This window comes from Patescibacteria group bacterium (genome assembly GCA_018897295.1).
Lineage (GTDB): Bacteria > Patescibacteriota > Minisyncoccia > RBG-13-40-8-A > RBG-13-40-8-A > JAHILA01.
This window is the reverse complement of record JAHILA010000003.1, coordinates 20265-43870: the sequence shown is the minus strand read 5'-3', so window position 1 is coordinate 43870 and position 23606 is coordinate 20265. Positions and strand designations below refer to the sequence as shown.

Here is a 23606-nt window from a genome sequence, read left to right as displayed (position 1 = left end):
TTCTTCATCCAAGATTGGTTTAATCCATCTAAACTTTTCTTCTTTGGTTGATTTGGGCATAGTTTTCATATGCTCCCAGATTAACAGGAAAGTGCAATATGTGTGTATACATTACCCAAGTACTTGACAAAAATTGACAGATATGATACAATTAGGATTATGAAAAACTTAAATAAAAATTTGATTATTTCAATAAGCGGAACTCTTATTACAGTTGCCGTTATTTTTGGTATAGGTTTAACAATTTCAGGAAGCATAATTAATACAGCTTCCGCTACTGGTAATTTTGAAGTTTCAGTTGTAGAGACAGGCGGAAGAAGGGCTTGCAAAGATATGCCTCCTTTTTCCAACACAGGAAGCAGATATTTTACTTATACCATTAGTGTAGAAAATAATTCAGATAAAGTGTATAGAATTAATAAAGCTGCTTTTCTCTGTAAAACAGCTCGTTGCGGTTTTTGTGGTGACGGTCCCGCTGGGACTGCTGCTTGGCAGGTGATATCCGGTGAACAAACTTATGCTCCTGGTCAAAAAGGAACATTAGTTCTTCAATATGACGTTAATAGGCACGATTGCGGCAGTGTTCAGTATGATGCTGGTTATTATGCCAAAGATGGCACTGGCGGTACGACGGTATTCATTGGTGATGTGATTAATTATGGCGTGGACTGTAGTTCGCCTCCGCCTCCTACTCTTTCTTGTTCTCTTTCAACAAATCCGTCTTCGGGAACATCTCCTTTAAATGACGTGGATTTAACTGCCAATGTATCAGGTACAGCCACAGGTAATATTACTTATTCTTTTGATTGTACCAATAATGGAACATGGGAGCATGTTTCAGCTGCGACCACTATCAACCCTTATACTATTGCTAATTTATGCGATTATGCATCAGCCGGAACTTATACAGTTAAAGCTAAAGCAACAAGACAAGGGGTTTCAGCAACCTGCACAAATATCATTACGGTAACTCCAAATCCTGCGCCAACTTGTTTAATTGCCGCAAATCCAACAACTATTTCAGCTGGGCAATATTCAACATTGAACTGGACATCGCGAAATGCGACTTCTTGTACTGCCTCTAATGCGTGGAGTGGTTCAAAATCATTCTCTGGAACTCAATCAGTTTCACCGACTTCATATTCAACTTATACATTAAATTGTTCTGGTCCTGGCGGGACAGTTACTTGTTCTGCGTCTGTTACGGTAAATCCTGCTCCTACTCTTTCTTGTTCTCTTTCCGCTAATCCATCTTCAGGTACAGCACCTTTAAATGGAGTAGATTTAAAAGCTATAATCAGTGGCACAGCCACAGGAACAATTAATTATACTTTTTATTGTAATCGTAATGATTCAGGCACAAATATTACTTATCCATATAATCACAAAAAAGATGGGACAAACCAAAATCCTTATACAGCTGTTGATATCTGTGATTATTCGTTAAGTGGTATTTATACTGGCAAGCTAATTGTGGAAAGAGAAGGATTGGCTACTGAATGCAGAACTTCGGTTAATATAACTTCTAATCCTGCGCCAACTTGTTCAATTGCCGCAAATCCAACAACTATTTCAGAAGATGAATATTCAACATTAAACTGGACATCGCGAAATGCGACTTCTTGTACTGCCTCTAATGCGTGGAGTGGTTCAAAATCACTCTCTGGAACTCAATCAGTTTCACCGACTTATGACTCCACATATACATTAAACTGTTCTGGCCCTGGTGGGACAGCTACTTGTTCTGCGTCTGTTGCGGTAACTCCAAATCCTGCGCCAACTTGTTCAATTGCCGCAAATCCAACAACTATTTCAGAAGATGAATATTCAACATTAAACTGGACATCGCAAAATGCGACTTCTTGTACTGCCTCTAATGCGTGGAGTGGTTCAAAATCACTCTCTGGAACTCAGTCCGTTTCACCAGACGATGATTCCATATATGCACTTACTTGTCATAATTCAAGCGTATCGGTTTCTTGCTCCACTTATATTTTAGTAAGGGAAGAAGATAATGCTGAACTTGAAATTAATAAATTAGTAAGAAATATCAGCGATGGAAATTGGTTCTCAAACTCTGTCCATGCTGATTATAATGATGAATTAGAATTTTCTTTGGAAGTCCATTCAAACGGAAACGGCACAGCTGAAAATGTCAGGGTTTGGGACAATCTGCCTAGTTATTTAACCTATATTTCCGGCAGCACAACTCTTGACGGTTCATACCGTGGAGATGGAATTACCACTGGCGGTATTTACATTGGCGATTTACATTCTGGCCAGACCAAAACAATAAAATTCAAAGTAAGAGTAAGTTCACAAAACTATAACAACGAGATCACCTTAACCAATTACGGCTATGCAAGTGCTGATAATGCTAATTATGTTTATAATACTGCTTTAGTCATACTTGAAGGCGGGGAATACGGCACTGCAAATATAAGAATCAATAAATTGGTCCGCAATATCACCAATGGCACTGGATTTTACGATAGCGTTAATGCTAAACCCGGAGATGAAGTTGAATTTTCGATTGATTTAAGTTCAATTGGCAACAAAGAAGCCAATAATGTCAAGGTTTGGGACACTTTGCCTTTTGGATTAACTTATATTTCCGGCAGTACAACCATCAATGGTTCATATTTCGGAGACGGAATCGTCAGCAATGGAATCTACATTGGAACAATCGTTGCTGGAGCCAATAAAGAAGTAAGATTTAGGACAAAAGTCGGTTCCATTTCCGGCACTTCCGAGATCATTACAGTAGATGTTGGAAATCAAAATGTCCAAATATCAGGTAATATATCTGTCAGTAAAATGGGAAGAAACGTTACTCAAAATCAGACCGTCTGGTCATATACAGTCCCGGCTTATTATGGCGATACTTTAGAAATCTCAATTCAAGCTACTAATAACAGCGGTAGCACTGTAAATAATATTACTGTTAAGGAAATTCTGCCATCTAGTCTTTCATTGATTTCTGGTAGCACAACTGTTGATGGAGGTTCTTGGAGTGGCGATATAATCAATGGTATAAACTTAGGAACGATGACAAATGGACAAATCAGAACCATTAAATTCAGAGTTACTGTTGTTGGCGGAACTTATAATGTTGCTTCTGGCGTATTGAATAATATTGCTTATGCCAATGCTGATAATATTTCCCAGATTTATGACCAGGCATCGGTTGTTATTAGTGGTCAGTCCGGAGAAGTTTTAGGAGCAAGTGTTGTTACTGGCATGGGGCTTACGCCGTTCTTGTTTGTGCCGATGACTATGAGCTTGATTATTGCTTTCTTTATCTACTGCAGATTAAGAGAGGAAAAAATACTGGATTATCTTAATAAGGAAAAGGGAAACAAGTTTATGAAATTCCTTATAAGATTATACTTTAAGATTAAACTTAGATTTAAACTGGCGAATGTTCGATTTAGGCAAGTTTATCTCTAATAAGTTAATTACAATTTAATATATGAAAACCCCGCAGCTGCGGGGTTTTCATATTTGATAAACATCTATTTTCCTTTTATTTCTGCTTTCACGGCTGATCCCCATCTTTCTCAAAAACATCTCCAATTGATCTGACTTGTATACTCTGTAGTTATTCAATGGATGGCGATAAGGTTTTAGTTTCCCGTTTTTATCCCAATTCCTTAAAGTTAGGGGAGTGACCCCCAAAATCCTGGATGCTTGTTTAATTGTATAATATTTTTGTTGCATAATAATTATATGCTATAATAATACTATTATAGATAAAAATTAATCATAGGACAATATAATACATGGAAAACATAGAAGAAACGCAAATAGAAATAAGGAAAGAGAAACCAAAATTTTCTCTAAAGTTGATTATAAACAAAATCAATATTTTTAAATCAATGGCTGACGGGGATATATTAGATAAAGCAATTAAGAAAGTAATTTATATCTTGGTGGTGCTTATTCCTTTATGGTTTCTGCCGATTACTCTTGACGCAATTGAGTTGAACAAACAGGCGCTGATGGTTTTATTGGTGGTAATTGCTTTAATCCTGTGGTCCGTAAAAATTCTTAATCGCGGAGAAATAAGATGGAGAAGCAGTATACTAAATATTTCATTAGGAGTTTTTGCTATTATTTGCATTCTCGCCACTTTCTTCTCAATTAGGCCATACAGCAGCTTGATGGGATGGCCAGATCATTTAAGCGGTAGCTTAATAAATATTTTGTGCTTTGTCGCCCTGTATTTCCTGATTGTTAATAACTTTAAAGGGTCAAAAGAAGTGTTTGGTTTATTATTTGCTTTTCTGGCTTCTTCGGTTCTGATAGGAATAATTGGTTTGCTTCAGATTTGGGGAAAGTTTATTTTCCCATGGGATTTTACCAAAACGATATCCTTTAACACTGTTGGTTCAATAAATTTTTTCGGAATTTTCTCGTCTACTATTCTAACATTGGTTACATCACTATTATTTGTTGTAAAAAGAAGGGGTATAAAATTATTTTTATTATTACTAGGCTTATTAAATCTAATAATTTTAATTAATATTAATTTTTGGGCGCTTTGGGTTATTTTGGCAGTCGGAATGGTTTTTATATTGGTGTTCGGTTTGATGCAGATAGTTCAATCAAGTAAAGATGTAAGCTGGATTGCGTTGCCGATAATTTTGTTGGCTATAGCCCTGATATTTATTTTATTTAAGCCGGCATTTTCTTTCCAGCCAAATTTACCCATTGAGGTGGGATTAAGTTATAAAGGGGGATTATCGGTTGTAGAGAATACTATTAAAAATAAACCAATTTTGGGAAGCGGTCTTGAAACATTTATTTTTGACTACGCCAAATACAAGCCAGAAGGAATTAATCAGACGGCTTTTTGGAATGTTAAATTTACCAATCCTCCTGCGGAAATCTATTCCATAGCATCCGAGTCTGGAATTTTAGGATTGATATCTTTTCTCGCAGTAATAATTATATTTATATTTAAAATTATTTCGAACACAATTAAAGAAAAAGAAGAAAACAATGGTTTAAAAAGATTCTTGAATTTGGGACTTCTTTCCGGTTGGATGGGATTAGCTGTTGGTTGGTTTATTTACCCTCAGAATTTTGTTCTTATGTTCACGTTTTGGTTATTATTTGCTCTGTATGTGGCTGGAGGATTACCTCTAAAAGAGAAGGTTTTTGACTTAAGAAAATCGCCGAAAATCCTGCTTGCAGTCAGTTTCTCATTTATAGTTATTATAATTCTGATAATCAGTTTCCTTTATGTTGAAGGGACAAGATTTGTAGCCGAGGTAATCTATAAAAACGGGGTTAATTTAATCCAGGCAAAAGGGGATATCGATAATGGTATAAACAAAATAATCAGATCTACAATAATCAATCCCTATGAAGACAACACATACAAAGCTTTGTCGCAATTATTTGTTTTAAAATTGAACCGCGACGCTGCTCTAACCGATATAACACAGGAAGAAAAGGTAAATCTCGTTCAGGTTGATGCAGCAAATGCCATTAATTCGGTTGTTCAGGCAACTAGACTATCTCCTAAAGACGCATCAAATTGGCTTTTAAGAGGTCGAGTTTACCGGGGATTAATGAGTATTGTTAATGGTGCCGCAGATTGGGCAGAAAATGCATATAATGAAGCCCTGAAAATTGAACCATCTAATCCATTCACTTATCTCGAATTGGGCCGACTTGATGTAAACAGGGCAGATGCAACCGAAGATAATGCGCAAAAAAATGAATATTTAATTAATGCTTTAAAGAACCTTGATAAAGCGATTGCTTTAAAATCCAATTATGCGCCTGCGCATTTCGAAGAAGCAGTAATTTATGATAAACAAGGAAAATCGCAAGAAGCTATTGCCAAAATGGAAATCAATCTTAAACTACTTCCCAATGATAGTGGAGCTGCTTTCCAGTTAGGAGTTCTCTATTATAAAAATGAACTATACGACAAAGCTAAGGCAGCATTCATAAAAGCAATAAGCATTGAGGATAATTTTTCTAATGCCAGATATTTCCTTGGTTTACTTTACGACAAGGATGGTAAGGGAGATGAAGCTATTAAACAATTTGAGAAAATCGCTGAACTTAATCCGGATAATGAACAAGTCAAGCAGATTCTTGCCAATTTAAGAAGCGGGAAACCAGCACTAGGTTCTCCAGAATTAGGCCCGCCAGAACAGCCAGAGAATATTCCCATTGATTAATAAAGTATGTGTTTAAGCAATCCGACAAAAATTTTAAAGATTAAAAATGATAAAGCTGTTGTTGAAATGAGCGGAAAGAAAAAAGAAGTGGGAACTCGTCTGGTAAGCGGAATTAAAAAAGGTGATTATTGTTTAGTAAGTAACGGTTTTATTATTAAAAAAATTTCCAATCAACAAGCAAAAGAAATTAATGCTCTTTTCAAAAAAATTTTAAGAGGAGGGAAAAAATGAAAATAAGCAAGAAAGCGCTCAATCTGCTTAAAAAATTCGCTGCTGGCGCCCCTTGTGAAGTAGATTTTAGCAATATACAGGGTACCATGTTTTGGTTTTGGCTTAATGAAATTGCTAAGAAGCAAGGTCTTTTTGAAATAAGCACAGAGACAGTGAAACGGTATTGGTTTGCCGTGCACAACAATCTTGTCAAACAAAGGTATGACATAGGACTTGGTTTTATTAAGAAAGAAGAAGCTGAAAATTGCATGGTTTCTGTGGAAAATTATCAAGGTGAGCAATATTGTTTTCATGGCGGAAAACCTGTTTGTCCGATAACCAGCGCAGAAGCAAAAACAATCAAGGACAAGACGCCGAAATTATAAGGGCCGTAGGCGCGGCCCTTTTTTATTTTAATTTTTATTTGTTATAATATATTTATTATGCCGGAAATAAAACAAAAACCAGTTCTTGCTATTCTTTCTTTAACCTGCTGCGAAGGATGCCAGGTGGCGATTTTCGATTTAGGAGAGAGGTTTCTGGACTTTTTAACTAGAGTAAATATCGGCGATTTCCGTCTGGCAGAAGAACTGCCTGATGTTGATAAATACGACATTGCGGTTGTTGAAGGAACAGCGATTACCAAAGAGCAGGAAAGGCGGTTAAAAATTATCAGAAAAAAATCCAAAATAGTGATTGCTATTGGCGCATGCGCTTTGCTCGGAGGGCCTCAGGAAATAAAAGATTACAGGGGAGACAAAAATCAACTCATCAGGCAAATTTATCCCAATATCAGGGGAATTGATAATCCAAATATCAAATCAGTAAAAGAGATGATTAAAGTTGATTACGAAATTCCTGGCTGTCCGATAAATAAAGAAGAATTCTTTGATATTATCAATAAAATCATTGACAACAAAAAGCCAAAAATCGAACAAAAACCGGTTTGCGAGGAATGCATCAGGAAAAACAATACATGCTTATTATTAATAGGAAAGCCTTGTTTGGGCGCAATTAGCTTAGCTGGATGCGGTGCGCCCTGCCCGAAAAGTGATTTTCCATGCGACGGCTGTCGTGGCCCGAGAAAAGGCATCAACTTAGAAGCAATGAAAAAAGCATTAAAAATAAAAGCCAGATTAAATGATAAAGACATAGAAATGATTTTACAAAGATTTGGTAAGAAAAATGAATTAATACCTGCCTGCCGGCAGGCAGGAAAATAACATGAAATTACGCATAGATCATATTGCAAAAATTGAAGGACATGCGAGTTTTACTGCTAATATTGTTCAGGGTGATGTTAAGAGTGCAAAAATCAAAATCGAGGAAGGAGCGCGATTGTTTGAAGGAATAATAAAAGACAGGAAAGACGAGGAACTGCCGGAAATAGCTTCCAGAATCTGCGGAGTATGCCCGGTTGTGCATAATTTAACTGGTTTCAAGGCACTGGAAAACGCCTATCATATTGAGGTTAAAGAGCCATCTCTGTCTTTAAGAAAATTGATGATGCTCGGGCAACTGATAAACAGCCACTCTTTGCATTTGTTTTTCTTTTCCCTATCGGATTTTTTTGGATTTAAAAGCGATTTGCAATTAATTAATGCTTATCCGGAAAAAACTCATGATGCTGTGAAAATAAGGGACATTGGCAACAGATTGGTTGAAATAATCGGCGGCAGGTCAATTCATCCTTTAACTCCGTGCATCGGCGGAATCAGGAAAACGCCAGATGTAAATGAATTAAAACAGCTTCTGAACGATTGCCAGAATAATCTCGAATTGGCAATCAAATTTGGAGAATTGTTTGCTGGTTTGAAATATCCGGATTTTCAGCGCAAAACAACTTTTGTTTCTTTGTATCATCCTGATGAATATGCGATTTATGACGGCAAAATCAAAGTTGATGGAAAAATAATGGAATTGGAAGAATTTTATCGATTAATTAAAGAAGTCCAGCATAATAGCGATGTTGTAAAGAAAGCATATTTTAATAATCAGACCTACATGGTCGGAGCTTTGGCGAGATTAAACAATCATAGAGAACAATTAAATTCCCAGGCAAAAGAATTATTAGAAGAATCCAAACTAAAATTCCCTTGTTATAATCCGTTTTACAATATTTTAGCGCAAGCAGTGGAATTAATTCATTGTTTGGAAGAAGCAATTAAAATTATGAGTGAATTAGTTAATCAAAAAATTGAAGTTTCTGAGAGCGTTGTTCCAGATAGGACAGGTCAGGGGATTGGAGTTATTGAAGCGCCGAGAGGATTATTGTTCTACAAAACTAATGTAAAAGACGGTATTATTGAGGACGTAAATATCATTACGCCTACTGCCCAGAATTTAGCAAATCTGGAAGCGGACTTGGAAGAAATTGAACACCTTGGAGGGTTTGATAAATTAAATATCAAAGAAAAAGAGGATAAAATCAAAATGTTAATCCGCGCTTACGACCCATGCGTGACGTGCGCAGTACATTAATATGCATGATTTTCATTTAGCAGATACAATAATAAAAACCGTTCTTGAATATGCGCAGAAGAACGGTTTTAAAAGTATTAAAAAAATCGAACTGGAACTGGGTTCGATTTTGGAGCATGGTGAAGTAATTTCTCCAGAAAACCTGATTTTTAATTTTAAACTTCTTTCAAAAAACACCATTGCCGAAAACGCAGATTTGCAAATCAAGCAAATAAAGGGTGATAGCTGGAAACTGGTTTCTATTGACGAAGAATAAATTTTCGTATATTATTATAAATAAAGGTCCATATTATATTAATAATAACCATTAATTAATAAAATTATGAAGGAAAAAATAAATATACCAACACCCGAACAAAAAGAAAAAATAAAAAAAGGATTTTTTGAGTCAAAAGGAGAACTATGGAGTAACAATGAGAAAGATCATCATTTTAATAATGATTTAACTGAAAACAGAATAGAAAAAGTGGAAAGAGAATTTATCGAATGGAAGAAGTTTGCATCAGATGCAACTGAAAATTCTAAAGAAAATATTGCAATAACTGAAAATATTTTAATACCAATTCCAGAAAAAAGTAAAAACGGCGAAACGTTAAAAATTCCAATGGAGGGAATGTGGTTGTACTCAAAAAGTAATTATAGGGAATCTGACAATGATCCAGACAAACAAGAAGACTCTAATGATCCAGAATATGATAAGGAATATATTGAATGCGATAGTAAATTTCCGGGTGAAAATCATATATGGTATTACTATAGAGTGATAAATGCGACCGTGTTCAGAGCGCCTGATAGTGATGAGTTGCTTGTATCAATATTTTTAAAACCACAACACGATAATGGAAAGCATGCCCCGATTGAATTAAGGCAAACCATCAATTTAAAAGATTTAAAATAATGTGTTAAAAAATTATCCTTCATTTTATACTATCGTAATAAATGAGGGATAATTTTATTTTAGTACTGTTCCGATAATTTCTTTATGACCATTTAAGAAATCTTTAGCTGACATTGAATTTTTACCCTCAAGTTGGAGGGTTTTTAAAATTAAAATGCCGTTGCCGGTTTGTACACAAAGATTTTTATTGTCATCAAGGAATACTTCACCGACCTTGCCCCGCACTTCAACTTGTTGAAGTATGCGGGGGTTTATCATTATTCCTGCTTCAATAATCTTTAAATTTTTATCATTAAAACTCGTATAACTTTCGGGCCATTCTTGAAATGCCCGAATCTGCCTTTCAATTTCTTGTGCCGACTTATTCCAGTCAATTTTCCCGTCTTCTTTTTTAATCAGTTTGCAAAAAGTTGCTTGCGCGTGGTCTTGTTCCTGTGGTTGAATTTTGCCATCAATATAATCCGGCAAGGTTTTAATTAATAATTCTGCGCCTGCATCGGATAATTGTTTTGATAATTCTTTGTAGGTGATTTTCGGATTTGTAATTTGGATTTTGGATTTTTCTATTATTAGTCCATGGTCCATTTCTGCGTCCATAATCATTAAACAAACCCCGGTTTCTGTTTCACCATTCAGGATAACCGACTGAATAGGGGATGCTCCGCGATATTTAGGCAAAAACGAGGGATGGATATTAAGAGCATGGTATTTCGGGATATCCAAAATCTCCTGCGGAATAATCTGGCCATAGGCACACAAAATGACCAATTCTGGAGCTAAATCCCTGATTTTAGCCACCCATTCCGGCTTCCTAATCTTGTCTGGTTCCAGGACGCTTAAATTGGCCTCCAGGGCCCATTTTTTGACTGGGGAGAGAGTAAGTACCTGCTTTCTGCCAACTGGCTTATCAGGGGCAGTTATAACGGAAATGATCTCAAATTGATTATTTAAGGCAATATAAAATTTAGAGAAAATGTTCTCCGCAAACTCCGGCGTGCCCATCAAAATTGTGCGTATTTTATTTGGCATTATCGCAAATTAGGATTCCGTTTAAATGGTCGAATTCGTGTTGGATTGCACGCGCTAATAAATCTTTAGCTTTTAGTTTAAATTCCTTACCATTTTCATCAATGGCCTTTATTTTTAATGATTTTGCCCTTTCTATTGGAACAAAAACATCCGGCAAACTCAAACATCCCTCTTCTATTGTTTCGGTTTTCTTAGACAGCTTGATTATTTCCGGATTTATAAATACCTGCTTTTTAGACAACCCCGGACTGATTACAAACAAACGAATGCTTTTTCCTACTTGATTGGCTGATAATCCGACCCCTTTGTTTTCAGCCATTGTTTTGCTCATATTTTTTATTAAATTTAAGACCTCGCCGGTTATTTCTGCAACTGGTTCTGTTTTTTTTCTTAATATGGGATTATTTTTATTTTTTCGGATTTTTAGAATCATTTTTATTTTTAGATAGATACATAAAGAGTTTTGCCCGCGATTCTATGTCTTTTGACTGCTTTATCTCTGAAAGTATTTGGTACGCCCTGTTCTTGCCAATTCTTTTTATTACTCCCAAATAAAGCGCGAACTTTTTCGGCTCTTTGCAATATTCACTGATATCTTTGGTAATAGCATGTATTTCCGAATGTATGCCCCGAATTGGTTTAATTAACATATTTTTCATTTTATCACTTCAAAATGTTATAATAAAGGCGTATGCCCCGTAGTGAATTCTCGACTGCTGCGGAGCAGCACAAATAAATAATTTTAATTAGTCGAGAATCTACTACGGGGTATGAACAAACGCAGAATATTTATTGCTATAAATTTGCCGGACGGAATAAAAAAGAAATTGGTAGATTGGCAGAGAAAATGCTTGCCCGCCGAAGCTTTAGCGAAGGCAGGGGATAAAATAAACTGGGTGAGAAAAGAAAACCTTCATATCACTCTTATTTTTATCGGCTATGTTACTGATGATGAAACTTACGAAATTTGCAAAATGACCAAAGAAGTAGCAAAAAAACACCAGCCATTTTTTATTAATTTAAAAAGAATAACCATTGGGCCTCCGGGCACAACACCAAGAATGTTCTGGGCTGAAGGAGAAGAAAGCCAGGAATTGGCGAATTTGCAAAATGATTTGGAAAATGGGTCAAATACTAGAGTTTTTAAGCCCCATATTACTTTGGCGAGATTTAAAAATCAGATTGCTAGAGATCTACCTGAGATTAATGATAATTTTGCATATTCAATTCCAGTTGAGACAATTGAAGTAATGCAGAGCAATTTAAAAAGAACCGGCCCAGAATACACAATTCTGGAAAGTATTAATTTAGAAGGAAATGAAAATTGATTTGTTCGGGATAAAATTCGACAACCTGACAATGGATGAAGCAATTAAGCAAATAAAAGGATTTGTGGTTTTGCCGTATTCGGAATTTGTGGTCAGGGCGCAAAAAGACGAAAAATTCAGAGAGATTTTAAATTCAGCTGATTTTTGTTTATGCGAGAGTAGGGGATTATATTTATCTGCTAAAATTTTAGGTAAAAAAATAAATACAAATATATATGGAGTAGACTTGATTCATAATATAATTAAAAACTTCCAATTTCCAAGAATTTTCCTCTTTGGCGCAACTCAAGATGTAATTACGAAAACCACAGAAAAATTAGGGGAGAAAATTGTTGGTTTTGAGAATGGATATCAAAATTATAATCATGTAATCCAAAAAATAAACTCAATTCAGCCGAATATTCTTCTTGTAGGATTGGGTAGCCCGAAGCAAGAGGAGTTTATTTATGAAAATTTAAGCAAAATGCCAAGCGTAAAATTGGCAATAGGAGTCGGTGGGGCATTTGATTTTATTTCCGGGCACGTCAGGCGCGCCCCAAAAATTGTTCAGAAAATCGGCCTGGAATGGCTGTGGAGATTAATCCTTAAACCACAGAGAATTAACAGAATTTTTCATGGAGTAGGCGGGCTTATTTACTTGACATTTAAAAATGTGCTATACTTAAAGAAATAAATAATAATTAATAAAAAATATTATGTGGTGGATTATCGGAATAATCGTTGTTGTAGTAATTGTTCTATTGTTGGTTGTCAGAAAAAAAGGACCATCAGAGCCAAAATCAGAAGAACCAACTAATGAACCTCCGACCGGAGAACAATAATCAGAATTACATAGAACAACATCAAAAACCCAGCTCCTATATAGGAAGCTGGGTTTTGACCATTCAGCTTAATTTTGATAGAATTAGAAAATAAAGATGAGAATAGGAATAGAAGCCCACACAATCGAGAAACAGGAAAAATTAGGAGCTGGCGGCAATTATTTGAGCCAGATTTTAAAAGAGTGGAGTAAATTAAATCCTGATGAATATCAGTTTATTTTGTATTTTAAAGACAGAATTCCGCAGGAAAAATTATTGGATTCTCCTGTATTCACTAAAAAATTAGTCAGAACCCCGATTAAAAGCACTGCTTTATTTTACAATATCTTTATGCCTTTAATGGCGAGAAAAGATAAGTTGGATATTTTATTCCTGCCGTTTTATATGCGGCCGTTTTTTTGCTTTACTCCCACAATTACAGCTATTCACGATATTTCTTTTAAAGTTCATCCTGAATGGATTAAGTGGAATTACAAATTGCCATTCAGATTATTGTCGCGGCTGGCAATTAAAACATCCAGGGCAATTTTAGCCTGTTCAGAATACACTAAAAAGGAAATTATTAAAAATTATAAAATTTCTCCGGAAAAAATCCATACCATTTATTTGGCGGCTGATGAGAATTTTAATAATCAGAGGAATGAACAGGAAATACAAAAATCAAAACAAAAATACGGAATTGACGGAAAATATTTGTTTTATGCCGGCAGCATATTTAACAGACGGCATGTTTTGGAGTCCATAAAAGCTTTTGAAGTAATATCAGAAAAAAATCCCTATTACCAATTTTTAATCAGCGGCAGGGATTTAACCCATCCAGCACAAAACATTGATAAAAATAATATTGTTAAAAGAGTGTGCTATATTGATAAAAATGACCTGAAAAATATTTATCAAGGTGCAGAACTTTTTGTCTGGCTGTCTGAATACGAAGGATTTGGCTTGCCGATTTTGGAGGCAATGTCTTGCGGCACGCCTGTTCTCACCACAGAAATGACTTCTTTGACCGAGGTTGTGGGAGATTATCCAATATGGGTTAATGATCCTGGTAATGTAGAAGAAATTAAAGAAAAAATGATTAAAACTTTAAAAGATGAAAATTTAAGGAAAAAGATGATTGAAATGGGTCTATATCGGGCATCCGAATTTTCCTGGCGCAAAACCGCTGAAGAAACATTAAAAGTATTATCAAATTATGCAAAATAAAAATATTTTTTATGTTGTTTTGGGACTCGAGATTCTGGTTGTACTGTTTGTTGCGCTGGGGCTGATTCCACGGGAAGCAGCTTTGATTATGTCCGGAATAATGGTCTTTTATTTTATCTTCAGCAAACTAGAGGATGGTTTGATTCTTTTTATTGTCTCGATTCCGATTTTTGTCGCTTTACCAATTACTGAAAGTTTTGATTCTTTGAGCGCAGGGAGATTATTTGTTCTAATATTGTTTTTAAAGTGGCTGTTTTCCCAAAAACAGATAAAATTTATAAAATTAAAACGCTTGGAAATTTTATCTATCTTATTGCTGCTGGTTTTAATTCTTTCTATATTTCCGGCAATTGATAAAATAGCAGCAATCAAAAAAATTATTTATTTAGTCAACCTGGCAGTAATATTTCTTATTGTCAGGGACACTATTAAGGATAAAATTATTTTCAAAAGAGCAGTAAAAGCCGTATTAATTTCTTCTGCAATTGTCTTTCTCATTGGTTTTGGGCAATTAATTAGCGCTTATTTTTTCACTATCGGCAGTTTCTGGGATTGGTGGTCTGACCACGTTTCTCTGGGATTTTACGGCGAGAATTTAAGACAGATTGTTAAAACCAATAATGCTTGGTTTGTCAATTCTCCCAGCGGTCCGTCAGTTATCCGTCTTTTCGGTTCTTTTACTGACCCACACAGTTTTGCTTTATATTTGTTACTGACTCTGCCGTTCATTATTTCTCTGGCTATCACACAAATCAAGGAAAAATTCCACAAAGAATGGATTTGGCTGATTCTTTCTTTGTTTTTTATTATTTTGTCCGGCACCAGAGGAATCTGGTTCGGCATTACTTTTGGTTTTTTGGCGGCTATTTACTTATTGATTAAAAAAATTAATATTAATCGCTGCGTTTCCTGTATTCTTGCAACCTTGGTGATTTTTGTTTTTTTAATACCTATTACCTCAATTTTCACCACAATTCCACAATTCAGAGAACGTGCAGGACAAAGCGACGCAGCATTGATATTGAAAAGATTGGCCTCTATTCTCAATTTGGACGAATTATCAAATCAGGGCAGGATTTATATCTGGAAGCGTTCTTTGGAAAGTTTTAAAGAACATCCAATATTAGGAATCGGAGCAGGAAATTTTCCAGTAGTGCTTGAACAGGAAATAGTCATGGCCAAGGCTGGCTCTTCGGCCCATAATCTCTACCTTAACTTCTTGGTTGAAAACGGCTTATTCGCTTTTATTCTGATTGTTTTTATGGTCTGGGAAATTCTATCAGTGGTTTTTTCTGTATTAAAATTGAATTTGCCGCAAAAAACAAGAATTTTAATCACGGGGCTGTTTATTTATCTAGTTTGGGCTTTCGGTTACAGTTTATTTGATATTGCTCTGCTGGACGAACGGGTATTTTTAATATTTTTAACAATTTTAGGCATAATTTATGCGATTAAAAATAAGCCCGAAATTGTTTTAGAAAATGAATAAACTTATATCAATAATTATTTTAACTTTCAACTCAAAGAAATATATTGAGGATTGTTTGCAATCAGTTTTAGAGCAGACATATGAAAATATTGAGATTGTAGTGGTTGATAATAATTCAAAAGATAGGAGTGTTGAGATAGTAAGGAAAATCCTAAGGGAATACAAAAGGGGTCAATCCGCCTTTGCCAACCTGCCTGCCGGCAAGGCAGGGGCTACGGCGGACAGGGTAATTTTAAATAATAAAAATTTCGGCTATGCTGAAGGAAATAATGTCGGAATCAGGGAAAGCAGAGGAGAATATATTATTTTATTGAATGTTGACACTATTTTAGATAAAGATTTTGTCCAGGAAATAGCCGGTAGTTTCGAAAAAGATTCAAAAATCGGCTCAGTGCAGGGAAAAGTTTACCAGCTTAACAATAACCACCCGCCTGTTAGCGAGGCAAGAAAAACCAAAATTATAGATACCTTCGGCTTTACTGTTTTTAAATCAGGTCGCATAATTGATGCCGGACAAGGGACAGAAGACATTGACCAATATTCTTCAACAGGTTCAGGGCTTCGTAAAGTCTTCGGCGTGAATGGCGTAGCCCCTGCATATAGACGAATTGCTTTAAATGATATAAAATTAAAAGACGAGTACTTGGATAAAGACTTTTTTTGTTATTGCGAGGATGTTGATCTGGCTTGGCGCTTGAATTGGCGCGGATGGCTAGTTGTTTTCAACCCGAATGCAGTTGTCTGGCACGACAGGACAAGCTCAAAATCAGTAGGCAAAGGATGGAAAGAATTCAGAAAAACAAGAAAATCCCAATCATTATGGATGCGTAAAATCAGCTGGCGCAATACTTGGCTTGTATTTATCAAAAACCTTCCATTTAAGTCATTTTTAAATCCACAGTTTTTAAAAAGACAGATTAAATTCGGATTATATTTATTGTTTTTCGAACCACGGGTATTACTGGCGAAATTCGAAATCATAAAATTATTTCCCAGAATGCTAAAGAAAAGAAAATTGATAATGAAAAATAAAAAAGTAAATTATGTTAGACTCGATTAGGCCGCCGAGAAGCTTCAAAAAAATATTCAGAAGACATAATCCTGTGGAAATAGGGGATGAGTCGCAGCTGCCGAAAAAAACCAATAAGAAAAAATTGGTAATTTGGATTTTAATAATAATCATTTTGATTGTCCCGGTCTTTTATGTTTTTAAAACAAGTTCTGCTTTAAGTAAGATTATTACGATTAAAAACATTGCCTGGGAAAAGATTTTTGGAAAACTGCCTACAGCGGAATATAATCCGCCAAAAGACGAAGACAGAATAAATTTTCTGCTTTTGGGAATCAGGGGAGAAGGCGACCCTGATGGAGGGTTTCTTACTGATGGCTTAATGGTTATCAGTTTCCAAAAAAGCACCGGCAAAGTTGCTCTGATTTCTGTTCCACGAGACCTTTATTTGCAATTGCCCGGCGAAACAAATTATGAAAAAATTAATGCCGCCTATGCAGTCGGATTTAAAAAATATGATAATGGACTTGATTATGCCAAAAAAACCATTGCTTATGCCACTGGGCTTTATATTGATTATGCAACATCAGTAAATTTTAATGCTTTTCAGGATATTATTGAATTATTGGGCGGGATAACTATTTATTTAGACCATCCTTTTATCGAGGATAAGCAATGGGGATGCGATGGTAATGGCCAGAATTGCAAGCCGTTCGGAGTGCCGGCAGGCCAGCAGACGTTGAATGGCGAAGCTGCTTTGCTTTATGTGCGCTCCAGATTTTCAAGTAATGATTTTGACCGCGCGCGCAGACAGCAACAGGTTTTAATGGCAATAAAAGATAAAGTCCTGTCTTTGGGAATATTAAGCGACCCGCTAAAGGTCGGGGGAATAATAGATGTTTTGGAAAAAAATGTAAGAACTGACGTCAGTCCGTGGCAGATTCCAGAATTGCTAAAACTGGCAAAAAGAGCAAAAACAGATAATATTATCAGGAAAGTTTTTGAAAATTCGCCTGAAGGCCTGCTTTATGAAACAAAGATTAACGGAATTTATGTTCTTTTGCCGACAAATGGCAATTTTGATAAAATCAGGGAGGTCTGCCAGAAAATTTTCGAATAATGAAAAAGCTTTCAATAATTATAAGCCATCATGATACCCACGAATTACTGGATCTTTGCATTAAATCAATTGAGGAAACTATAAAAGATTTGGATTATGAAGTATTTGTTGCTGACAGCGAATCAAAAGAGGACAATCGAGATTTTATAAAAGAAAAACATCCAAAAGTTGAATTTATTGCCTTCGCAAAAAATCTTGGTTATTCTAAAACAGTTAATGCGGGAATTAAGGCATCGGAAGGGGATTATGTTTTAATCCTAAATGCTGATATTATAATATTAGGAAACGCTATATCGGAAATGGTTGATTTTATGGATAAAAACCCAAAAGTAGGCATTGTTGCCCCGCAGCTTCTGGATTTTACAAATAATATCCAGACATCCTGTTTTTCAAACCCGAATCTAAAAACCGTAATCGCCAGGCGCACATTTTTAGGAAAAACGAAGTGGGGTAAAAAGATTCTCGATAAATTCACAATGGCTGATTGGGATAAAAATTCCATCAAGGAAGTTGATTGGACCCAGGGCTCGGCAATGCTCGTCAGGCGCGAAGCAATAGAAAAAGTTGGATTATTTGATGAAAAGTTCTTTATGTATTTCGATGATGCTGACTGGTGCAGGAGATTCTGGCAAAAGGAATATAAAGTAATTTATCTTCCCTCTACTAAAATGGCGCATTATTACCACCGCAGCAGCAAGAAATTTGGAGCAATTTTTGATATAATATTTAATAAATACGCGAGAACGCATATTATCAGCGCAATAAAATATTTCAAGAAATATGATTTTTAACAGAAAATATATAAAAATAATCATTGTAATAATCGCAGCCGGATTATTGTTCGGTGCGGGATTTTTCATTGGCGGTAAAATTACGGAAAAATCAACAACCTCGAATAGAGTATTTTTTAACCGCGAATTGGGAAAGCCGGAACCAATTGACTTCAGTTTGTTCTGGCAGGCATTAAGGACCATTGAGGAAAAATATGTTAACAGCGAGAAAATTGATTATAAGGAAATCCTCTACGGCGCAATAGAAGGCATGACTGATTCTTTAAGCGATGATTATACGGTTTTTATGAGGCCAGAAAAGACCGAATCGTTTATAAAAAGCGTAAGCGGAAATGATAGTTTTGAAGGAGTGGGTATGGAGCTGGGATTAAAGCAAAAAATATTGACAGTAGTCGCACCGATTGAAGGAACACCTGCATATCGAGCAGGAATAAAAGCCGGAGACCAAATTATAAAAATAAACGATACCTCAACTGATAATATGCAGGTTGAAGAGGCCGTGGATTTAATCAGAGGCAAAAAGGGGACACAGGTGACTTTAACTATTAATAGGAAAGGGCTTAACGAGCCGAAAGCATTTACTATTACCAGAGATACAATTCAGGTGCCGATTATAAAATTAGAAATAAAAAATAATGACATTGCTTATATAAAAATCTACCAATTTGCAGGCAATCTTCCCTCTAAATTTAAGGATATTATTTCCGAAGTTTTGAAAAGCAATGCAAAAAAAATAATTATTGATTTAAGAAATAATCCCGGAGGATATCTGGAAACAGCAGTTGATATAAGCAGCTGGTTCCTACCCAAAGGTTCAATAGTATTAAAAGAAGAATTTAAAAACGGGGAAACAGAAGAATATTACAGCAAAGGATACAGCGGTATCCAGAATTTCCCTGTTGTGGTTCTGGTGAATGGGGGCTCTGCTTCTGCTTCGGAAATTATGGCAGGCGCATTAAGGGATATTAAGGGAATAAAATTAGTAGGCGAGAAAACTTTTGGCAAGGGCTCGGTCCAAGAAATGGAAACATTCAGCGATGATTCGTCCTTAAAAATCACAGTTGCCAAATGGCTTACTCCGTCAGGCACATCTATTGCTGATGAAGGATTAAAACCGGATGTTAAAATTGAACTGACTGAAGATAATTATAGTAATGGCGAAGATCCTCAATTAGATAAAGCAATTGAATTATTAAACCAATAACAATTATGAAGGTAATTTTATTAAAAGACGTGGAAAATCTGGGCAAAAAAAACGATGTGAAAAACGTTGCTAATGGCCATGCCAGAAATTTTCTGATTCCTGGAAAATTGGCAATACCTGCCACAGAAAAGGCAATGAAAGAACTTACAGCGCAACAAGAAACTGAAATCCAAAAAGCAGAACAAGAATTAAAAGTAGTGGAGGAAATTGTTTCACAGATTGACGGCCTGGAAATAGAAGTTCCGGAAAAAGCAGATGAAACAGGAAAATTATTCGGTTCCATGAATGACGTTAAAATCAGCCAGCTTTTCAAAAACAGGGGATTCAATATAAAGAAAAGCCAAATAAAAATTCTCCAACCCATAAAAGAGATTGGAGAACATTCTGTAATAATTTCATTCGACCACGGACTGGAAGCGGAAGTAAAACTGATTATAATTGATGAAACTGCATCTAAGCCACCTCAACAACTTTAATAAGCCTTTTATTGCCGTCAAAATTCGTTTTAGTTTTAGTTTTAAATTTAACCACTCCGTCTTTAATTGCATAAAGCGTATCATCTTTTCCTCGGCGGACATTCTTGCCGGGGACAAATTTTGTCCCTCTCTGGCGAATTATAATGCTTCCAGATTTGGCTTTTTGGCCCTGGTATAATTTAACTCCTAAATATTGTGGCTGCGAGTCGCGTCCTAACTTAGTCGAGCCCGCAGATTTAGTTGTTGCCATACCCTGTAGTAGATTTTCGACTAATTAAAATTTATAGGGATGCCCTGCATCAGTCGAAAATTCACTACAGGGCATAGATTTTTATGTTAGCAAAAATAAAAAACTTTGTCAAAAAAAACCAGTCAGATTTATTTATTATTTTAACCATTATTCTGACTGCTTTGATTTTCTTCGGCTTAGGCAGATTGACTGTTCCTGACAAAGAACCGGTTCTGATTAAGGGTTTGGAATCCTCTTCGCGCTAGTTTTGATTATTTTATACTGCTTATCAGCAGTTTTCGCCTGGTGCAATTGTTCCTGGATAGGTTGTGGGAGTATCTTAATAATCTCCTCCAATTTTTTTATATCATAATTGCCTTTCCTGACTTGAATCAAACGGGTAATGTATCCTGAACTGCCGAAAACTCTTTCAATTTTTTCCCTGTTTAAATAAATCTCAATAACTCCCTGTAATTCTTTCAATTTTTTGGTATTCTGGCTGTTCTGCCCTTTCAAAGAAAAATACTCATCAACCACTTTTTTTGCCTGTTCATCATCAATGGTTATCTGCTCTTTATAAAGATGCTTCCACATGGGGCAGATTTTTTTGTATCCGCACCAGTCGCACAGAGCAGAAGGCATTGGTTCGAATTTACTGGTTTCAATTTGTTTCAGCTGATTCCATATTTGCGTCTGAATATGGTCTAATTGCTGCTTTGTTCTGAATGTGGAAATAGATTCCTGGTGTTTTAGATAATAAAAGGTGAGTTTGATATTTTCTATTCCGGATTTGGCGAATTGGGGCCAGCGATTGATAATGCCCAAACAATAAAGCGACATTTGCATGCTATTATTGACATCTTCCTGCGAAGGAAGTTTTTTTGTTGTTTTGTAATCAACAATTTCAATACCTGTTTTGGTTTTATCGATTCTGTCCACAATTCCGGCCAAAAGGCATTTTTCATTTTTGCTTTGGGGATTTTCCAGCAAGACCTCAAATCTGGTTTCAGTGCCCAGAACAGTCAATTTGTCCTTAATCAGCAAATAATGTTCGTAATAATGTTTAAGGATTTTTATTGCTTCTGAAAAATAAATCATATCCTCCTGTTCATCCTGGAAAACATCCGAGTTCCAAATCTCCTTAAAATAATTCAACATTTCATCAAGAGTAGGCCCGCCTGCCGGCGAGGCAGGGGAGAACTCTTTTGAATGCAGGAATTGAAGCGTTTTATGAATTCTGTCGCCAAAAACCGCCTCTTTTGTTTTCGGGGCTTTAATTCTATCAATTGCTTGAAATTTATACTTCAACGGACACTGCTTAAAAGTATCCAGAGCAGAGTATGAAGTTTTGACAATCTTTGTTTCTTCCATGTTTTAATCATAACTTATCGCTGGAAATAAAAAAAGAGCGGGGGAGGGAATTTAAATTCCATCTTCACCCGCTTGGCTTCGGTTCATGGAAAAAGTTCTTGGGCTTTTTCCTTGAAAATGGCTTCGATTTTGCCTTTGAATATTACCGCGGCGAATGGAAGCTTGGCCTTGACGACGACCAGATAATCTTCAGCCGTTGCTTCGCCCGAGACCGAAAAGCCCATGGCCTTGAAAGAGAAGAACAAGGTGTTTCCTTCCCAGTGCTGCTGCACTTCTGTAATGATGCCCTTAAAATCCTTTTCGGCGCCTTGGATCAGATTCTCAGCCCTTTCCTTGATTTGACTGGCTAATAAACTCGTCCGATGTTGTAATTCAATTTTTGGCATCCTGTGACCTCCTTATTTTAAGATAAATCCATCTTACCAAATCCCTTTAATTTTTGCAAGAGATAATATCAAGAATGCTTGCAATCACACGGTCCTAATTCTTCTCGAGATAGCTGATCAACGAATATAATTTCATCATTTTCACCATAGAAAACTTTATCAACACAACGCCTATGAAGCAAGCCATTGCATTCAAGAACACGCTCTGTTTTTGAGCCATCCTCGTGTGTCTCCAGTACTTCAAGCTTAATCGTCCGATATCGCGGAGGCCCTTCTATATTCTCCTTATTTTCTATTTTCTCCAATGAATTTTTTGGAAATTTTTCTGACATAAATTTATTTTTTATTTTTATTCCTTCAAATTTTTCCCACTATGGAACTGCCTGTGGATGTCGCGGAGGCGTTTGTTGATTATTCTTTCAATGGATGGAATTTTTGATGAGTTTTTTGGGCATAGCGGTCAGATGCGTGAACGTAACGAGTGGTAGTATTTAATGATTCATGACCTAATAAAATTTGGATAGCGGCCGGGTTAGCGCCCTGTTCAGCTAAATAAGTAGCGAATCCATGACGGATTGAATGCGCAGATAGAGGAATATTAATTCCTAATAATTCTCTGTACTCTTTAATTTTTCTTTGCAAATAACTGGGTGTTATCCTCCTATTTTTCTCGTCCATGTTACTTCCAGAAAATGGTATAAACACAAAAGAAGAGTCGTCCATTCTTTCTTTTAAATATTCTCCTAAATGTTTTTGAGCGCGATGAGTAAGATATACGAATCTTTCTTTTTTGCCCTTACCTAGAATAAATATTCTGCCATTTTTATCTATTTGTTCTTGTTTAAAATTCAAAAGTTCAGAGATTCTCATGCCAGTTGAAAATAATAGTTCTAGCATTGCACGATTTCTTAAGCCAATAATTTTATTTTTTTCTAATTGAGTGGGGGATTCTATTAATTTTTTGATTTCTTCAAATTCTGATACTCTGGGATGTTTTTTTTCGGTTTTCAATAACTTGATAGATTCTGGGGCTATGGGTGAATTATAGTCCATATCTATCAAGTATTTAACGTACGAGCGCAAGACAGACAACATTCTATTTATTGAATAACTGCTAAGTTTTTTTTCTCCATGTTGATGCTCGGCTGTCTTCCTGTCTATAGAAGTAAGATAAGCTTTATAATTAAGTATTGTTTTTTTATTAATATTTTTAAATTCTGTATTTATTTCACTTAAGAAATCCTGAAATACATTTAAATCTCTTTCGTAGTTGTAGAGAGTTTCTTGAGATAAATTATTTGTTTGAAGATTTAATAGAAAATCATCAAAATAGGGGAGTGTAATATTTTTTTCCATAT

General features: G+C 35.8%; 27 protein-coding genes. 18 read left to right on the top strand and 9 right to left on the bottom strand.

Annotated elements, in window-relative coordinates; all coding sequences use genetic code 11:
- Positions 1-159: 159 nt before the first annotated feature.
- Positions 160-3450: a DUF11 domain-containing protein gene (locus KKI21_00425; protein ID MBU4284693.1), complete on the top strand. Its 3291-nt coding sequence runs from the start codon at positions 160-162 to the stop codon at positions 3448-3450.
- A 48-nt stretch (positions 3451-3498) separates the two neighbouring features.
- Here the strand turns inward: KKI21_00425 and KKI21_00420 are convergent, their stop codons facing one another.
- Positions 3499-3720, bottom strand: coding sequence for a MerR family DNA-binding transcriptional regulator (locus KKI21_00420; GenBank protein ID MBU4284692.1), 222 nt, complete (start codon positions 3718-3720; stop codon positions 3499-3501).
- A 62-nt stretch (positions 3721-3782) separates the two neighbouring features.
- Between KKI21_00420 and KKI21_00415 the strand changes: the two genes are divergently transcribed.
- From KKI21_00415 to KKI21_00385, 7 genes are all read left to right on the top strand, one after another.
- A complete protein-coding gene (locus KKI21_00415) occupies positions 3783-6200 on the top strand; it encodes a tetratricopeptide repeat protein (GenBank protein MBU4284691.1) in 2418 nt (805 codons plus the stop codon).
- Between the two features lie 6 nt (positions 6201-6206).
- A complete protein-coding gene (locus KKI21_00410) occupies positions 6207-6431 on the top strand; it encodes a HypC/HybG/HupF family hydrogenase formation chaperone (protein ID MBU4284690.1) in 225 nt (74 codons plus the stop codon).
- Complete coding sequence (locus KKI21_00405; GenBank protein MBU4284689.1) at positions 6428-6796, top strand: hypothetical protein; 369 nt, start codon at positions 6428-6430, stop codon at positions 6794-6796. Before KKI21_00410 ends, KKI21_00405 begins: the two co-directional genes overlap by 4 nt.
- 57 nt (positions 6797-6853) lie before the next feature.
- Positions 6854-7633, top strand: coding sequence for a hypothetical protein (locus KKI21_00400; GenBank protein MBU4284688.1), 780 nt, complete (start codon positions 6854-6856; stop codon positions 7631-7633).
- 1 nt (position 7634) lies between these two features.
- On the top strand, positions 7635-8891 hold the full coding sequence (locus KKI21_00395) for a nickel-dependent hydrogenase large subunit (protein ID MBU4284687.1): 1257 nt from the start codon (positions 7635-7637) through the stop codon (positions 8889-8891).
- 1 nt (position 8892) lies between these two features.
- On the top strand, positions 8893-9147 hold the full coding sequence (locus KKI21_00390; GenBank protein ID MBU4284686.1) for a hydrogenase maturation nickel metallochaperone HypA: 255 nt from the start codon (positions 8893-8895) through the stop codon (positions 9145-9147).
- A 66-nt stretch (positions 9148-9213) separates the two neighbouring features.
- Positions 9214-9789: a hypothetical protein gene (locus tag KKI21_00385; GenBank protein ID MBU4284685.1), complete on the top strand. Its 576-nt coding sequence runs from the start codon at positions 9214-9216 to the stop codon at positions 9787-9789.
- A 54-nt stretch (positions 9790-9843) separates the two neighbouring features.
- On the opposite strand, the gene fmt is transcribed toward KKI21_00385, so the two are convergent.
- The 3 genes from fmt to KKI21_00370 are packed head-to-tail and all read right to left on the bottom strand — an operon-like array spanning position 9844 to position 11468.
- On the bottom strand, positions 9844-10818 hold the full coding sequence (fmt, locus tag KKI21_00380; protein ID MBU4284684.1) for a methionyl-tRNA formyltransferase: 975 nt from the start codon (positions 10816-10818) through the stop codon (positions 9844-9846).
- Positions 10808-11251 carry a peptide deformylase gene (gene def / locus KKI21_00375; protein ID MBU4284683.1) on the bottom strand — a complete coding sequence of 148 codons (444 nt, stop codon included), beginning with the start codon at positions 11249-11251 and terminating at the stop codon, positions 10808-10810. The genes fmt and def overlap by 11 nt, the downstream gene beginning before the upstream one ends.
- Positions 11226-11468: a hypothetical protein gene (locus tag KKI21_00370; protein MBU4284682.1), complete on the bottom strand. Its 243-nt coding sequence runs from the start codon at positions 11466-11468 to the stop codon at positions 11226-11228. Before KKI21_00370 ends, def begins: the two co-directional genes overlap by 26 nt.
- A gap of 120 nt (positions 11469-11588) precedes the next feature.
- Between KKI21_00370 and thpR the strand changes: the two genes are divergently transcribed.
- From thpR to rplI, 9 genes are all read left to right on the top strand, one after another.
- The gene (thpR, locus tag KKI21_00365; GenBank protein MBU4284681.1) at positions 11589-12146 is read left to right on the top strand and encodes an RNA 2',3'-cyclic phosphodiesterase; all 558 of its coding nucleotides are present in this window, start codon (positions 11589-11591) and stop codon (positions 12144-12146) included.
- Complete coding sequence (locus tag KKI21_00360; protein MBU4284680.1) at positions 12136-12819, top strand: WecB/TagA/CpsF family glycosyltransferase; 684 nt, start codon at positions 12136-12138, stop codon at positions 12817-12819. The genes thpR and KKI21_00360 overlap by 11 nt, the downstream gene beginning before the upstream one ends.
- Positions 12820-13063: 244 nt before the next feature.
- Positions 13064-14173, top strand: a complete 1110-nt coding sequence (locus KKI21_00355; GenBank protein MBU4284679.1) for a glycosyltransferase family 4 protein — start codon at positions 13064-13066, stop codon at positions 14171-14173.
- Positions 14163-15662, top strand: coding sequence for an O-antigen ligase family protein (locus KKI21_00350; GenBank protein MBU4284678.1), 1500 nt, complete (start codon positions 14163-14165; stop codon positions 15660-15662). The genes KKI21_00355 and KKI21_00350 overlap by 11 nt, the downstream gene beginning before the upstream one ends.
- A complete protein-coding gene (locus tag KKI21_00345) occupies positions 15655-16722 on the top strand; it encodes a glycosyltransferase (GenBank protein ID MBU4284677.1) in 1068 nt (355 codons plus the stop codon). Before KKI21_00350 ends, KKI21_00345 begins: the two co-directional genes overlap by 8 nt.
- Entirely contained in the window at positions 16706-17791 is a 1086-nt protein-coding gene (locus tag KKI21_00340; GenBank protein ID MBU4284676.1) for an LCP family protein, read from the top strand. Before KKI21_00345 ends, KKI21_00340 begins: the two co-directional genes overlap by 17 nt.
- On the top strand, positions 17791-18582 hold the full coding sequence (locus KKI21_00335; protein MBU4284675.1) for a glycosyltransferase family 2 protein: 792 nt from the start codon (positions 17791-17793) through the stop codon (positions 18580-18582). Before KKI21_00340 ends, KKI21_00335 begins: the two co-directional genes overlap by 1 nt.
- Positions 18572-19786 carry a PDZ domain-containing protein gene (locus KKI21_00330; GenBank protein MBU4284674.1) on the top strand — a complete coding sequence of 405 codons (1215 nt, stop codon included), beginning with the start codon at positions 18572-18574 and terminating at the stop codon, positions 19784-19786. The genes KKI21_00335 and KKI21_00330 overlap by 11 nt, the downstream gene beginning before the upstream one ends.
- A gap of 5 nt (positions 19787-19791) precedes the next feature.
- Positions 19792-20262, top strand: a complete 471-nt coding sequence (gene rplI, locus KKI21_00325; GenBank protein ID MBU4284673.1) for a 50S ribosomal protein L9 — start codon at positions 19792-19794, stop codon at positions 20260-20262.
- Here rplI and rpmA read toward each other — a convergent pair.
- Positions 20240-20512: a 50S ribosomal protein L27 gene (gene rpmA / locus KKI21_00320; protein ID MBU4284672.1), complete on the bottom strand. Its 273-nt coding sequence runs from the start codon at positions 20510-20512 to the stop codon at positions 20240-20242. The genes rplI and rpmA overlap by 23 nt on opposite strands.
- Before the next feature lie 83 nt (positions 20513-20595).
- Here rpmA and KKI21_00315 point away from each other — a divergent pair, with 83 nt between their 5' ends.
- A complete protein-coding gene (locus KKI21_00315; GenBank protein MBU4284671.1) occupies positions 20596-20757 on the top strand; it encodes a hypothetical protein in 162 nt (53 codons plus the stop codon).
- Here the strand turns inward: KKI21_00315 and KKI21_00310 are convergent.
- From KKI21_00310 to KKI21_00295, 4 genes are all read right to left on the bottom strand, one after another.
- The gene (locus KKI21_00310; GenBank protein MBU4284670.1) at positions 20729-21862 is read right to left on the bottom strand and encodes a PD-(D/E)XK nuclease family protein; all 1134 of its coding nucleotides are present in this window, start codon (positions 21860-21862) and stop codon (positions 20729-20731) included. The genes KKI21_00315 and KKI21_00310 overlap by 29 nt on opposite strands.
- 83 nt (positions 21863-21945) lie before the next feature.
- The gene (locus tag KKI21_00305; GenBank protein ID MBU4284669.1) at positions 21946-22248 is read right to left on the bottom strand and encodes a polyhydroxyalkanoic acid system family protein; all 303 of its coding nucleotides are present in this window, start codon (positions 22246-22248) and stop codon (positions 21946-21948) included.
- A gap of 68 nt (positions 22249-22316) precedes the next feature.
- Complete coding sequence (locus tag KKI21_00300; GenBank protein ID MBU4284668.1) at positions 22317-22580, bottom strand: hypothetical protein; 264 nt, start codon at positions 22578-22580, stop codon at positions 22317-22319.
- A gap of 79 nt (positions 22581-22659) precedes the next feature.
- Positions 22660-23604, bottom strand: a complete 945-nt coding sequence (locus KKI21_00295; GenBank protein MBU4284667.1) for a tyrosine-type recombinase/integrase — start codon at positions 23602-23604, stop codon at positions 22660-22662.
- Between the last annotated feature and the right edge of the window lie 2 nt (positions 23605-23606).

Coding starts and splice junctions, on each gene's coding strand:
- KKI21_00425 (MBU4284693.1), top strand. CDS start 160: ATGAAAAACTTAAATAAAAATTTGATTATTTCAATAAGCGGAACTCTT.
- KKI21_00420 (MBU4284692.1), bottom strand. CDS start 3,720: ATGCAACAAAAATATTATACAATTAAACAAGCATCCAGGATTTTGGGG.
- KKI21_00415 (MBU4284691.1), top strand. CDS start 3,783: ATGGAAAACATAGAAGAAACGCAAATAGAAATAAGGAAAGAGAAACCA.
- KKI21_00410 (MBU4284690.1), top strand. CDS start 6,207: ATGTGTTTAAGCAATCCGACAAAAATTTTAAAGATTAAAAATGATAAA.
- KKI21_00405 (MBU4284689.1), top strand. CDS start 6,428: ATGAAAATAAGCAAGAAAGCGCTCAATCTGCTTAAAAAATTCGCTGCT.
- KKI21_00400 (MBU4284688.1), top strand. CDS start 6,854: ATGCCGGAAATAAAACAAAAACCAGTTCTTGCTATTCTTTCTTTAACC.
- KKI21_00395 (MBU4284687.1), top strand. CDS start 7,635: ATGAAATTACGCATAGATCATATTGCAAAAATTGAAGGACATGCGAGT.
- KKI21_00390 (MBU4284686.1), top strand. CDS start 8,893: ATGCATGATTTTCATTTAGCAGATACAATAATAAAAACCGTTCTTGAA.
- KKI21_00385 (MBU4284685.1), top strand. CDS start 9,214: ATGAAGGAAAAAATAAATATACCAACACCCGAACAAAAAGAAAAAATA.
- fmt (MBU4284684.1), bottom strand. CDS start 10,818: ATGCCAAATAAAATACGCACAATTTTGATGGGCACGCCGGAGTTTGCG.
- def (MBU4284683.1), bottom strand. CDS start 11,251: ATGATTCTAAAAATCCGAAAAAATAAAAATAATCCCATATTAAGAAAA.
- KKI21_00370 (MBU4284682.1), bottom strand. CDS start 11,468: ATGTTAATTAAACCAATTCGGGGCATACATTCGGAAATACATGCTATT.
- thpR (MBU4284681.1), top strand. CDS start 11,589: ATGAACAAACGCAGAATATTTATTGCTATAAATTTGCCGGACGGAATA.
- KKI21_00360 (MBU4284680.1), top strand. CDS start 12,136: ATGAAAATTGATTTGTTCGGGATAAAATTCGACAACCTGACAATGGAT.
- KKI21_00355 (MBU4284679.1), top strand. CDS start 13,064: ATGAGAATAGGAATAGAAGCCCACACAATCGAGAAACAGGAAAAATTA.
- KKI21_00350 (MBU4284678.1), top strand. CDS start 14,163: ATGCAAAATAAAAATATTTTTTATGTTGTTTTGGGACTCGAGATTCTG.
- KKI21_00345 (MBU4284677.1), top strand. CDS start 15,655: ATGAATAAACTTATATCAATAATTATTTTAACTTTCAACTCAAAGAAA.
- KKI21_00340 (MBU4284676.1), top strand. CDS start 16,706: ATGTTAGACTCGATTAGGCCGCCGAGAAGCTTCAAAAAAATATTCAGA.
- KKI21_00335 (MBU4284675.1), top strand. CDS start 17,791: ATGAAAAAGCTTTCAATAATTATAAGCCATCATGATACCCACGAATTA.
- KKI21_00330 (MBU4284674.1), top strand. CDS start 18,572: ATGATTTTTAACAGAAAATATATAAAAATAATCATTGTAATAATCGCA.
- rplI (MBU4284673.1), top strand. CDS start 19,792: ATGAAGGTAATTTTATTAAAAGACGTGGAAAATCTGGGCAAAAAAAAC.
- rpmA (MBU4284672.1), bottom strand. CDS start 20,512: ATGGCAACAACTAAATCTGCGGGCTCGACTAAGTTAGGACGCGACTCG.
- KKI21_00315 (MBU4284671.1), top strand. CDS start 20,596: ATGTTAGCAAAAATAAAAAACTTTGTCAAAAAAAACCAGTCAGATTTA.
- KKI21_00310 (MBU4284670.1), bottom strand. CDS start 21,862: ATGGAAGAAACAAAGATTGTCAAAACTTCATACTCTGCTCTGGATACT.
- KKI21_00305 (MBU4284669.1), bottom strand. CDS start 22,248: ATGCCAAAAATTGAATTACAACATCGGACGAGTTTATTAGCCAGTCAA.
- KKI21_00300 (MBU4284668.1), bottom strand. CDS start 22,580: ATGTCAGAAAAATTTCCAAAAAATTCATTGGAGAAAATAGAAAATAAG.
- KKI21_00295 (MBU4284667.1), bottom strand. CDS start 23,604: ATGGAAAAAAATATTACACTCCCCTATTTTGATGATTTTCTATTAAAT.